Source organism: Pseudomonas sp. R1-1 (assembly GCF_051132135.1).
In the GTDB taxonomy this organism is placed as follows: Bacteria; Pseudomonadota; Gammaproteobacteria; order Pseudomonadales; family Pseudomonadaceae; genus Aquipseudomonas.
The window spans coordinates 4,444,376-4,456,772 of the sequence record NZ_CP071663.1; the positions used below are offsets into that span (position 1 = coordinate 4,444,376).

General features: G+C 61.3%; 13 protein-coding genes. All 13 read right to left on the reverse strand.

Annotation, left to right across the window (positions count from 1 at the left end; genetic code table 11):
* Nucleotides 1–36: 36 nt before the first annotated feature.
* On the reverse strand, nt 37–429 hold the full coding sequence (locus J3P75_RS19905; protein WP_093103420.1) for a DUF2802 domain-containing protein: 393 nt from the start codon (nt 427–429) through the stop codon (nt 37–39).
* Nucleotide 430: 1 nt separating this feature from the next.
* Nucleotides 431–916: a chemotaxis protein CheW gene (locus J3P75_RS19910; RefSeq protein ID WP_090282380.1), complete on the reverse strand. Its 486-nt coding sequence runs from the start codon at nt 914–916 to the stop codon at nt 431–433.
* Between the two features lie 90 nt (nt 917–1,006).
* Nucleotides 1,007–1,948 carry a CheW domain-containing protein gene (locus J3P75_RS19915; protein WP_434707906.1) on the reverse strand — a complete coding sequence of 314 codons (942 nt, stop codon included), beginning with the start codon at nt 1,946–1,948 and terminating at the stop codon, nt 1,007–1,009.
* Nucleotides 1,949–2,039: 91 nt separating this feature from the next.
* Complete coding sequence (locus tag J3P75_RS19920) at nt 2,040–2,828, reverse strand: ParA family protein (RefSeq protein WP_208938224.1); 789 nt, start codon at nt 2,826–2,828, stop codon at nt 2,040–2,042.
* A 43-nt stretch (nt 2,829–2,871) separates the two neighbouring features.
* Nucleotides 2,872–3,762, reverse strand: coding sequence for a flagellar motor protein MotD (gene motD / locus J3P75_RS19925; RefSeq protein ID WP_042607549.1), 891 nt, complete (start codon nt 3,760–3,762; stop codon nt 2,872–2,874).
* Between the two features lie 15 nt (nt 3,763–3,777).
* On the reverse strand, nt 3,778–4,518 hold the full coding sequence (locus tag J3P75_RS19930) for a flagellar motor protein (RefSeq protein ID WP_090282377.1): 741 nt from the start codon (nt 4,516–4,518) through the stop codon (nt 3,778–3,780).
* Nucleotides 4,518–5,648, reverse strand: coding sequence for a protein-glutamate methylesterase/protein-glutamine glutaminase (locus J3P75_RS19935; RefSeq protein ID WP_434707907.1), 1,131 nt, complete (start codon nt 5,646–5,648; stop codon nt 4,518–4,520). The genes J3P75_RS19930 and J3P75_RS19935 overlap by 1 nt, the downstream gene beginning before the upstream one ends.
* Before the next feature lie 49 nt (nt 5,649–5,697).
* Nucleotides 5,698–7,968 carry a chemotaxis protein CheA gene (locus J3P75_RS19940; RefSeq protein ID WP_434707908.1) on the reverse strand — a complete coding sequence of 757 codons (2,271 nt, stop codon included), beginning with the start codon at nt 7,966–7,968 and terminating at the stop codon, nt 5,698–5,700.
* A 54-nt stretch (nt 7,969–8,022) separates the two neighbouring features.
* Complete coding sequence (locus J3P75_RS19945) at nt 8,023–8,811, reverse strand: protein phosphatase CheZ (RefSeq protein WP_042607546.1); 789 nt, start codon at nt 8,809–8,811, stop codon at nt 8,023–8,025.
* Between the two features lie 17 nt (nt 8,812–8,828).
* The gene (locus J3P75_RS19950; protein WP_161986607.1) at nt 8,829–9,200 is read right to left on the reverse strand and encodes a chemotaxis response regulator CheY; all 372 of its coding nucleotides are present in this window, start codon (nt 9,198–9,200) and stop codon (nt 8,829–8,831) included.
* Between the two features lie 167 nt (nt 9,201–9,367).
* Nucleotides 9,368–10,108, reverse strand: a complete 741-nt coding sequence (gene fliA, locus J3P75_RS19955; RefSeq protein WP_016771059.1) for an RNA polymerase sigma factor FliA — start codon at nt 10,106–10,108, stop codon at nt 9,368–9,370.
* Nucleotides 10,105–10,935, reverse strand: a complete 831-nt coding sequence (fleN, locus tag J3P75_RS19960) for a flagellar synthesis regulator FleN (RefSeq protein WP_016771060.1) — start codon at nt 10,933–10,935, stop codon at nt 10,105–10,107. Before fleN ends, fliA begins: the two co-directional genes overlap by 4 nt.
* A 116-nt stretch (nt 10,936–11,051) precedes the next feature.
* Nucleotides 11,052–12,392, reverse strand: a complete 1,341-nt coding sequence (gene flhF / locus J3P75_RS19965; protein WP_208938226.1) for a flagellar biosynthesis protein FlhF — start codon at nt 12,390–12,392, stop codon at nt 11,052–11,054.
* Nucleotides 12,393–12,397: the final 5 nt, after the last annotated feature.

Consider the following 12,397-nt stretch of genomic DNA (forward strand, 5'->3'; position numbering starts at 1 on the left):
CCCACGCAGAGCGTGGGAACGATCCCGGTACGACAATCAGTTCTTGTGCAGCTTGCGCATCAACTCCGCCTCAGCCTGGGTCAACCCGCAGGACTGCGTCAGTTCATCAACACTGGCGCCCATGCCCACCAGTTTCGCCGCCTGGGCGAATGACAGGCTCGACGGGTCGCGCTGTTCCAGGGCAACGATTTTGTCCGGCAAGGGGCTGACCACCGCGCGCAGCTCGTGCAGGGCTTCGCCCATGCGCACATTGCCGTTCTGGTAGTCGTCGACACGCTTGGCCAGGTCCTTGATGCGCTGATCGCGCAGCGCATCGCCCTGGGCCTGCTGCGCAGCGATTACCCGCTGCGCCTTGATGTACGAGACGAACATCGCCAGCGTGCCTGCCCAGAACAGGAACAGGACAATGACTGCAACCTCGAGAATCAAATCAGATGCTCTCCAGTTCCGACCACTCTTCTTCGCTCATCATCTTGTCCAGCTCGACCAGGATCAGCAACTCGTTGTTCTTGTTGCACACGCCCTGGATGAACTTGGCCGATTCTTCGTTACCGACGTTCGGTGCGGTTTCGATTTCCGACTGACGCAAGTAAACCACTTCGGCGACGCTGTCGACCATGATGCCGACGACTTGCTTGTCAGCTTCGATGATGACGATACGGGTGTTGTCGCTGATCTCACCGGTGCTCAGGCCGAAGCGCTGACGGGTGTCGATCACGGTGACCACGTTACCGCGCAGGTTGATAATGCCCAGCACGTAGCTTGGCGCACCCGGCACTGGCGCGATCTCGGTGTAGCGCAACACTTCCTGCACGCGCATCACGTTGATGCCGTAGGTTTCGTTATCCAGTTTGAAGGTCACCCATTGCAGGATCGGATCTTCAGAACCTTTTGCATTCGACGCCTGACTACTCATACCCTGACCCCTCGAAAAAACCGCCCCGGGCGGTGTGTGTTCTGTGTGGTGGCATTGAACAATGCCATCGCCTGATAGTTATGTCGGCTGCTAAGTCGGTTTATGTAGCGGCTTGTTGCCGCTCATGTGCTTTGCTCCGCCGCTGGCGATCAACTCGGCCAGCGCGGAGACATCAAGCAATGCACACATGTGCTCGATCACGGTGCCGGCGAGCCATGGCCGCTGACCCCGGTGACTTCTCCATTTGATTTCATTCGGGTCCAGGCGCAACGAGCGGCTGACCTGATGCACCGCCAGGCCCCACTCGTAACCCTGCACCGAAATCACGTACTGCAAGCCCTGGCGGAAATCATCGCGGTAACGATCCGGCATGACCCAGCGCGCGGTGTCGAGCACCTTCAGGTTGCCGGCCTGGCTCGGCAGAATCCCGAGGAACCATTCCGGCTGACCGAACAGCGGCGTCAGCTCGTGGCCGGCCAGCGAATAGATCGAACCAAGGCACACCAGCGGCACCGCCAAGGTCAGTCCGGCGACGTCGAACAGCAGACATTCGAAGGCTTCTGCAGCCCACGCCGGGCGCCCGTCGGTTTCCACCGGCGGCGGCGGGTTGTTCGGCGGCAGGTGCACTTCGACCAGCGGCGGCACCAGCACTTGTGGTTCTTCTGGTTCCTCGACAACCGGGGCCGGCGCAGGGATTTCCGGCTCCGGTACTTTCAGTAATTGGGTTTGCAGCAGCGGCGCCAGGGTCGAGACCACGGCGCGCGGCTCTTCGAGCAAGGCCACCGGTGCCTTGGCCACTGGCGTGACAACGGGCGCAGCGGCAGGTCGGGCGGCTTGCTGCGCATCGCGGGCCTGCTCTTCCAGCACGGCGGCCTGGAACTCGTCCATGACCTCGGTGCTTTCGACGATTTCAGGCTGGGTCTGCTGCGCTACGGGCGCCGGCAATTCGTCGGGCACATCCAGCAGCAAGTCTTCCAGATAAGACTGCAAGGCGCGTTGCGGACGTGAAGTGAGTTTCACTGGGCGGTTCATCGGTGATCAGCGCCTGGCAGGGAATCCGCGTTGCCTGCTTCGCGAGCGGGCTCGCTCCCACAGGGTTCGGGCAAGCGAATGGAGATCATGTTCAGGCCACCTGCGCAACAAGTTGCTGCGCGAGCAAATGCTTGAGCAGCGCGCGATAGGCGAGAACGCCACGGCTCTTGCCGTCAAACTGCGAAGGCGTGACACCGGCGCGGCTGGCGTCGCGCAGACGCGTGTCGACCGGGATGTAACCCTGCCAGATCTCCTCGGGGAATTTGTCACGCAGCACACGCAAGGTGTGCATCGAGGCTTGCGTGCGACGGTCGAACAAGGTCGGCACGATGCTGAATGGCAGCGCCTGTTTGCGCGAGCGGTTGATCATCGCCAAGGTGTTGACCATACGCTCCAGGCCTTTGACGGCCAAGTGCTCAGTCTGCACCGGGATCACCAGTTGCTGGCTCGCCGCGAGGGCATTGACCATCAGCACACCGAGCAACGGCGGGCTGTCGATGATGGCGTAATCGAAGTCCTGCCAAAGCTGCGCCAGACTCTTGGCGATCACCAGGCCCAGACCACTTTGCCCCGGCGACTGGCGCTCAAGGGTGGCCAGTGCGGTGCTCGACGGCAACAGCGAAATGCGTTCGTCGCTGGTCGACAACAGCAACTGCCCCGGCAGGCCTTGCGGCACGCTGCCCTTGTGCAGAAACAGGTCGTAGTTGCTGTGTTCCAGACTGTCGGGATCGTAGCCGAAATAGCTGGTCATCGAGCCGTGCGGGTCCAGATCGACCACAACCACGCGCTTGCCCGCCTCGGCCAGCAACCCGGCTAAAGCGATGGAGGATGTGGTTTTACCGACACCACCCTTTTGATTGGCGACTGCCCAGACTCTCATTCAGTTCGTTCCTCCCGGCCAATTGGCTCGGCCGAGACATGTTTCAGCGTGTTAATGCGGGCGACGGAGAATTGACGGCACTCTCGCGTCCCGGCGTCTTGACCGGGGTCGGTGCAGTTTGTGTGCCAGCCCGCTTGAGTGCGGCATCCGGTTGCGCATTCGCGGTGCCGGTGCCAGTCAGGCTGCGGCGCACATCAAGGTTGCGCGACACCACCAGCACCACGCGACGGTTCTTCGCACGGCCTTCGACGGTGGCGTTATTGGCCACTGGCTGGAATTCGCCATAACCCACCGACGCGAGCCGACCGGGGTTTACGCCCTGCATCGCCAGCATGCGCACGATGCTCGCCGAACGCGCCGAAGACAGCTCCCAGTTGGTCGGGTACTGCGCGGTGCGAATCGGTTGATCGTCAGTGAAGCCTTCGACGTGGATCGGGTTGTCGAACGGTTTCAGGATCGCTGCGACCTTGTCGATGATGTTGAACGCGATGTCGCTCGGCATTGCATCACCGCTGCCAAACAACAGGCTGGAATTGAGTTCGATCTCGACCCACAGTTCGTTGCCGCGCACGGTCATCTGATTGGAGCTGATCAAGTCACCGAACGCAGCGCTGATGTCATCGGCAATGCTTTTCAGCGGATCGCTGGCGCCGGCGATACCGGCGTCGACCTGCTCGGCATCCTTGACCAGCGGCTTGGCCGGGGTCACGGTTTTCGGCCGCTCGTCGCCGATCGGGATCGGTTTGAGCGAGCGATCGGAGTCGGTAAACACCCCGATCAGCGCTTCGGAAATGACTTTGTACTTGCCTTCGTTGATCGACGAGATCGAGTACATCACCACGAAGAACGCGAACAGCAATGTGATGAAGTCGGCGTACGACACGAGCCAGCGCTCGTGGTTAACGTGTTCTTCCTGGTGCCTGCGACGAGCCATGGTCCATTACCCCCATCAATCCATGAAGCCCTGAAGCTTCAACTCGATAGAGCGCGGGTTTTCACCTTCGGCGATCGACAGGATTCCTTCCAGCAACATTTCGCGATAACGCGACTGCCGCAACGCGATTGACTTCAGCTTGGCGGCCACCGGCAACAGGATCAGGTTGGCACTGGCCACGCCATAGATCGTTGCGACGAATGCCACGGCAATGCCGTTACCCAGTTGCGACGGATCAGCCAGGTTGCCCATGACGTGAATCAGGCCCATCACCGCACCGATGATGCCGATGGTCGGCGCGTAGCCGCCCATGCTTTCAAAGACCTTGGCCGCTTCGATATCGCGGGATTCCTGGGTGTAGAAATCCACTTCGAGAATGCTGCGAATGGCTTCCGGTTCGGCACCGTCGACCAGCAATTGCAGGCCTTTGCGCGAGTAGGCGTCGGGTTCGGCATCGGCGACGCCTTCGAGCCCGAGCAAGCCTTCCTTGCGCGCGGTGAGGCTCCAGTTGACCACGCGGTCGATGCCGCCAGCCAGATCCACCCGCGGCGGGAAGAAGATCCACGCGAGAATCTGCATGGCGCGTTTGAACGCACTCATGGGCGATTGCAGCAGCGCCGCGCCGACGGTGCCGCCGAGCACGATCAGCGCCGCCGGGCCGTTGGCCAGCGCGCCGAGGTGACCACCTTCAAGGTAGTTGCCGCCGATGATGGCGACGAACGCCATGATCAGACCGATAAGGCTGAGAACATCCATCAGAGACACGCCTCGACGATGTGTTTACCCATGTCATCGAGGCTGTAGACCGCGTCGGCCAGATCAGCTTTGACGATGGCCATCGGCATGCCATAGATCACGCAACTGGCCTCGTCCTGCGCCCACACCGCGCTGCCGCCCTGCTTGAGCAGACGCGCACCTTCGCGGCCGTCGGCGCCCATGCCGGTCAGTACCACCGCCAACACTTTGTCGCCGTAGGATTTTGCCGCCGAGCCGAAAGTGATGTCGACGCACGGCTTGTAGTTCAGACGCTCGTCGCCCGGGAGGATTTTCACCGCGCCACGGCCGTCGATCATCATTTGCTTGCCACCCGGTGCCAGCAACGCCAGGCCCGGACGCAGGATGTCGCCGTCCTCGGCTTCCTTGACGCTGATGCGGCAGAGCTTGTCGAGGCGTTCGGCAAAAGCCTTGGTGAACGCCGCCGGCATGTGCTGGATCAGCACGATCGGCGCCGGGAAGTTCGCTGGCAATTGCGTCAATACACGTTGCAGCGCGACCGGGCCGCCCGTCGATGTACCGATGGCAAGCAGTTTGTAGGCTTTGCGTTTCGGTGCCGCAGACGCAGCGCTGGCCGCCGAGGCGCGCGCGGGTGCAGGCGCCGGACGTGCCGGAACAGGGCTGCTGTGGCTGCTGTAGCTCGGCGCCGCCGGAGCAGGCGTCGGTGCTGGCGCAGCGGCAGGCGCCGGAGCGCTGTAGGCACTGAAACGACGGTTGCTGCGCGAAATGCTGTGAACCTTTTCGCAGAGCAGTTGCTTGACCTTCTCGGGATTGCGCGAGATGTCTTCGAAATTCTTCGGCAGGAAATCCACCGCGCCGGCGTCCAGCGCATCGAGGGTTACCCGCGCGCCTTCGTGTGTCAGCGAAGAGAACATCAACACCGGGGTCGGGCAGCGCTGCATGATGTGCCGCACCGCCGTGATGCCGTCCATCATCGGCATCTCGTAGTCCATGGTGATCACGTCCGGCTTGAGCGCCAGCGCCTGATCAATCGCCTCTTTACCGTTGGTTGCAGTGCCGACCACCTGAATGCTCGGGTCCGCAGAAAGAATTTCCGAGACGCGGCGGCGGAAAAACCCCGAATCGTCCACCACCAGGACTTTGACTGCCATAAACACTCCATTAGGTGCAGCGGGACGTCAGCGCCCCGCCGCCCCGGATTCAAATACGCTTTGTGGCGTAACGCTTGAGCATGCTTGGAACATCGAGAATCAGTGCAATGCGGCCGTCACCGGTGATGGTGGCGCCGGACATGCCCGGAGTGCCCTGCAGCATTTTGCCCAATGGCTTGATGACCACTTCTTCCTGACCGACCAGTTGATCGACGACGAAGCCGATCCGCTGAGTGCCCACCGAAAGGATCACCACATGGCCTTCACGCTGCTCTTCGTGAGCGGCGGAGCTGACCAGCCAGCGCTTGAGGTAGAACAATGGCAGCGCCTTGTCGCGCACGATCACCACTTCCTGACCGTCGACGACGTTGGTGGTCGACAGGTCGAGGTGGAAGATCTCGTTGACGTTGACCAGCGGGAACGCAAACGCCTGGTTGCCAAGCATGACCATCAGCGTCGGCATGATCGCCAGGGTCAGCGGCACCTTGATGACGATCTTCGAGCCCTGGCCCTTGGTCGAGTAGATGTTGATCGAACCGTTGAGCTGGGAAATCTTGGTCTTCACCACGTCCATGCCGACACCGCGGCCGGACACGTCGGAAATCTCGGTCTTGGTCGAGAAACCCGGGGCGAAAATCAAATTGTAGCACTCGGTATCGCTCAGGCGATCGGCCGCGTCCTTGTCCATCACGCCGCGTTTTACCGCGATCGCACGGAGCACGTTCGGGTCCATGCCTTTGCCGTCATCGGAAATCGACAGCAGGATATGGTCGCCTTCCTGCTCGGCCGCCAGCACCACACGACCGCCACGGGCCTTGCCCGACGCTTCGCGTTCTTCCGGCGACTCGATGCCGTGGTCGACGGCGTTGCGCACCAAGTGGACCAGCGGGTCGGCCAGGGCCTCGACAAGGTTTTTGTCGAGGTCGGTTTCTTCACCCACCAGTTCCAGGTTGATCTCTTTCTTGAGCTGACGCGCCAGATCGCGAACCAGACGCGGGAAGCGCCCGAAGACCTTCTTGATCGGCTGCATCCGCGTCTTCATCACGGCGGTCTGCAGGTCAGCGGTGACCACGTCGAGGTTCGACACGGCCTTGGACATGGCTTCGTCGCCGCTGTTGAGGCCCAGGCGCACCAGACGGTTACGCACCAGCACCAGTTCGCCGACCATGTTCATGATCTCGTCCAGACGCGCAGTGTCGACACGTACGGTGGTCTCGGCTTCGCTCGCCGGTTTTTCAGGCGGTGGCGAGGCAGGCGCACGGGCTGGGGCCGGTGCAGCCGCGGCGGCGGGTTTTGGCGTTTCGGCTTTTGGCTCAGGCTTCGGCGCAGCTTTTGGCGCAGCAGCAGCGGCAGCCGGAGCCTTGGCGGCCGGCGTGGCCACGCTTGATGCGGAGCCAGCCGTTGCGGCGCTGGCGTCAAACTTGCCTTTGCCGTGCAATTCGTCGAGCAGCGATTCGAATTCGTGATCGCTGATCAGGTCGCTGCCGGCTGCGGCGGCGGCCGGGGCGGCGGCTGCAGGTGCCGAGGCGATAGCCGATTCCAGCGCATCGACAGCAAAATTGCCCTTGCCATGCAACTGATCAAGCAGCGCTTCGAATTCATCGTCGGTGATATCGGAGCTGTCGCCCTTGGCCGGTGCGGCCGGAGCCGCTGCAGTCGGCGCTACCGCGTCAACCGCGAACTGGCCTTTACCGTGCAACTGATCGAGCAACGACTCGAACTCGGCGTCGGTGATTTCATCGCTGGCCGGCACATCGGCGGCCGGCGCAGGGGCCGCAGCGGCCGGGGCTTCGGCTTCGGCCTTGACGGCGTTCAGCGAGTCCAGCAACTGCTCGAATTCGTTATCGGTGATGTCGCCGGATGCGTCGCCTTCGACGACCAGTTCCTCGATCATCTCAGCCACTGGCGAAGCCGGGGCTTCGTCAGCGGTTTGCGGCTCGGCCAGACGCGCCAGCGCGGCCAGCAGTTCTGGCGTGGCGGCGGTGATCGGTGCACGCTCGCGGACTTCGCTGAACATGCTGTTCACCGCGTCCAGTGCTTCGAGCACGACGTCCATCAGTTCTGCATCAACGCGACGCTCACCCTTACGGAGGATGTCGAACACGTTTTCGGCGATGTGACAGCACTCCACCAGCTCATTGAGCTGAAGGAAGCCGGCGCCCCCTTTTACAGTGTGGAAACCGCGAAAAATTGCGTTGAGCAGGTCTGCGTCATCCGGGCGGCTTTCCAGCTCGACCAGTTGTTCGGACAGTTGCTCAAGAATCTCGCCGGCCTCAACCAGGAAATCCTGAAGGATCTCTTCATCGGCGCCGAAGCTCATTAATGGGGTGCTCCTACAGGTCTAAAAACCCAAAAAACCCGAAATTCCGAAACTCTAGAATCCAAGGCTGGATAACAAATCGTCCACATCGTCCTGACCGGACACAACGTCTTCTCGTTTATCGGCATGAATCTGCGGACCTTCACCCTGCGAGAGATGTTTTTGTGGATCTTTTTCGGCAAGCATCGCAGCACGGTCATGTTCGATGCCCGCAAAGCGGTCGACCTGACTGGCCATGAGGACGAGTTTGAGCAGATTGCTTTCGACTTCGGTGACCAGTTGGGTCACGCGCTTGATCACCTGACCGGTGAGGTCCTGGTAATCCTGGGCCAGCAGGATGTCGTTGAGATTGCTCGACACCGCACGGTTGTCCGTGCTGCTGCGTGACAGAAAACCGTCGACCCGGCGCGCCAGCTCGCGGAACTCTTCAGCCCCGACCTCGCGACGCATGAAGCGACCCCAATCGGCGCTCAACGTCTGGGCTTCATCGGCCAGACTGTTGACCACCGGTGTGGCGCTTTCCACCAGATCCATGGTGCGGTTGGCCGCGGCTTCCGTCAGCTTGACCACATAGCCCAGGCGTTCGGTGGCGTCGGTGATTTGCGACACTTCCTCGGCCTGCGGCATGTGCGGATCGATCTGGAAATTGACGATCGCACTGTGCAGTTCACGCGTGAGCTTGCCCACTTCCTGATACAGGCCACGGTCACGGGTCTGATTGAGCTCATGGATCAGTTGCACCGCGTCGCCGAACCTGCCCTTTTCAAGGCTTTCGACCAGTTCGACCGCGTGTTTTTTCAGGGTCGATTCAAAATCGCCCTGTGAAGATTCGTTATGCTCCATAGCTCCCCCGCGCGTTCTCAGCCGATGCGTTCGAAAATCTTCTCGATTTTGTCTTTCAACGCCTGAGCCGTGAAAGGTTTGACCACGTAGCCGTTCACACCGGCCTGAGCGGCTTCGATGATCTGCTCGCGCTTGGCTTCAGCGGTCACCATCAGCACCGGCAGGTGCTTGAGTTTTTCATCGGCGCGCACGTGGCGCAGCAGGTCGATACCGGTCATGCCCGGCATGTTCCAGTCCGTTACCAGAAAGTCGATGCTGCCGCTGTTGAGGACCGGAATGGCGGTTACGCCATCATCGGCCTCGACGGTGTTGGTGAACCCAAGATCGCGCAGCAGGTTCTTGATGATCCGCCGCATCGTTGAGAAGTCATCAACGATGAGGATTTTCATGTCTTTGTTCAATTCGACCTCCAAGCAGTCTTAAACGCGCCCAGCACCTGGACGCGCCACTTCAATCAATTGGCGCAGCACTTAAAGTTTGTCTGGAGCACAACGGATCGAGACCGGCGCCGTTCATCACCGCACCAGCCTCGTTTCGCAGTGTCCCCACACTGCCTTCAGCGCGCTCGCCACTCCCCCAAACGCCCCCGCAAACGGGCCGCGCACTGGCTGTGTAACTGGCTGACCCGCGATTCACTGACGCCAAGGACTTCACCGATTTCCTTGAGGTTCAGCTCTTCGTCGTAGTACAGCGCCAACACCAGTCGCTCACGCTCCGGCAAATTGGCAATCGCGTCCGCCAGCGCGGCCTGGAAGCGTTCATCTTCCAGATCGCGTGACGGCTCCATATGAGCACTGGCGCCATCCTCGTGCAGCCCTTCGTGTTCGCCGTCCTGCAAGAGGTCGTCGAAACTGAACAGGCGGCTGCCCAAAGTGTCATTCAGAATCCCGTAATAATCGTCGAGACTCAATTGGAGTTCGGCCGCAACCTCGTGATCTTTAGCGTCACGGCCGGTTTTAGCTTCAATCGAGCGAATCGCGTCGCTGACCATCCGGGTATTGCGGTGGACCGAGCGTGGCGCCCAGTCCCCTTTGCGCACTTCATCGAGCATCGCGCCGCGGATTCGAATGCCCGCGTACGTTTCGAAACTGGCGCCCTTGCTGGCGTCGTATTTGGTCGACACTTCGAGCAGGCCGATCATCCCGGCCTGGATCAGGTCTTCGACCTGCACACTGGCCGGCAACCGTGCCAGCAAGTGATAGGCAATGCGCTTGACCAGTGGCGCGTAACGCTCGATCAACTCGTACTGCGCGTCACGCGCCGACTTCTTGTAAAGATTCATGCCACTGGCGGTCATATCACAGGCCCTGCGGTTTGCTGCACGAGACGCTCGACGAAAAACTCCAGATGGCCGCGCGGGTTGGCCGGTAGCGGCCAGGTGTCGACCTTCTGCGCGATGGCCTTGAAAGCCAGGGCGCATTTGGAGCGTGGAAAGGCTTCGTAGACGGCGCGTTGTTTCTGCACGGCCTTGCGCACGCTTTCGTCATACGGGACGGCGCCGACATATTGTAGGGCGACGTCAAGGAAACGGTCCGTGACCTTGGTCAACTTGGCGAACAGGTTGCGCCCTTCCTGCGGGCTCTGCGCCATGTTGGCGAGGACGCGGAAGCGGTTCATGCCGTAATCGCGGTTGAGCAATTTGATCAGTGCGTAGGCGTCGGTGATCGAGGTCGGCTCGTCACATACCACCAGCAACACCTCCTGCGCGGCGCGGACGAAACTGACCACCGAGTCCCCAATGCCCGCAGCGGTGTCGATCACCAGCACGTCGAGATTGTCGCCGATGTCGCTGAACGCCTGAATCAGGCCGGCGTGCTGCGCCGGGCTCAGGTGGACCATGCTCTGCGTGCCGGACGCCGCCGGCACGATGCGAATCCCGCCCGGGCCCTGCAACAGCACGTCGCGCAGTTCACAGCGGCCTTCGATCACGTCGGCCAGCGTGCGTTTGGGGGTCAGCCCCAGCAGAACGTCGACGTTCGCCAGACCGAGGTCGGCGTCCAGCAGCATGACCCGACGGCCAAGCTCTGCCAGCGCCAGCGACAAGTTCACTGACACGTTAGTCTTGCCGACGCCACCTTTGCCGCCGGTCACCGCGATCACCTGTACGGGATGCATGCTGCCCATGTTATTTCTTTACCTTGTCTTGCATAGACGGAGGCCACATTACTGGCTGCGCGTTCCGGATCGGAACAATGCGTGGCAGACCATCGATGTAGGTACAAAAACTGTTCATGATTACCTCAGCCAACCTGCTTGGTCGGGCTGTGATAGATATCAGCGAACATGTCAGCCATGGCTTCTTCGCTGGGTTCTTCCTGCATTTGCACGCTGACGGCGCGGCTGACCAGTTGATGACGGCGCGGCAGATGCAGATCATCCGGAATCCGTGGGCCATCGGTCAGGTACGCGACCGGCAATTCATGACTGATCGCCAGGCTCAACACTTCACCAAGACTGGCTGTTTCATCCAGTTTAGTCAGAATGCAGCCGGCCAGCCCGCAACGCTTGTAACTATGATAAGCGGCGGTTAGAACCTGTTTCTGGCTGGTGGTTGCCAGGACCAGATAATTTTTTGAGCGAATGCCCCGCCCGGCCAGGCTTTCCAGCTGCATGCGCAGCGCCGGATCGCTGGCCTGCAGGCCGGCGGTATCGATCAGCACCACGCGCTTGCGCAGCAGCGGATCGAGCGCCTGTACCAGCGACTGGCCCGGATCGACGTGGGTCACCGGCACATTGAGAATGCGCCCCAGGGTCTTGAGTTGTTCCTGCGCACCGATGCGGAAGCTGTCCATGCTCACCAGCGCCACATTCTGCGCGCCGTACTTGAGCACATAACGCGCCGCCAGCTTGGCCAGCGTGGTGGTCTTGCCCATGCCCGCCGGGCCGACCATCGCAATCACACCGCCCTCTTCCAGCGGCTCGACTTCCGGTACGGCAATCATCCGCGCCAGATGCGCGAGCAACATGCGCCAGGCCTGACGCGGCTCTTCGATATCGGTGATCATCGCCAGCAGATCGCGCGACAGCGGGCCCGACAGGCCAATGCGCTGCAAACGGCGATACAGATTGGCTTGCGCCGGGCGGCTGCCCTGCAGCTGATTCCAGGCCAGCGTGCCGAGCTGCACTTCCATCAGTTCGCGCAGGCTGTTCAACTCAAAACGCATCGAATCCAGCGCACGCGGATCGACGCCCGCCGAAGCCTGCGCAGGCGCTGCGGCCGGACGCGCCGGTGCAGCGTAGGTCGGCTCGGTCAACGGTTCGGCAGCGGTCAGCGGCAGGCCGGCCGTCAACGGCAGCCCGGCGAACAACTGCTGATTGGTGTTGCCGTCGGCTTCGCCACGCAGGCTCAATTCGGCCTGTGCGGTGACGATGCGCGACTGGGTCTTGCGCAGCTCGTCCTCGAGTTCCATGTTCGGAACCCGTGGCGCCAGCGCCGACAATTTGTAATCCAGTGCTGCCGTCAACTCGACGCCGCCGGCAATGCGGCGGTTACCGATGATGGCGGCATCAGCGCCCAGCTCATCGCGAACCAGCTTCATGGCCTGACGCATATCGGCGGCGAAAAAACGCTTAACTTGCATAAACC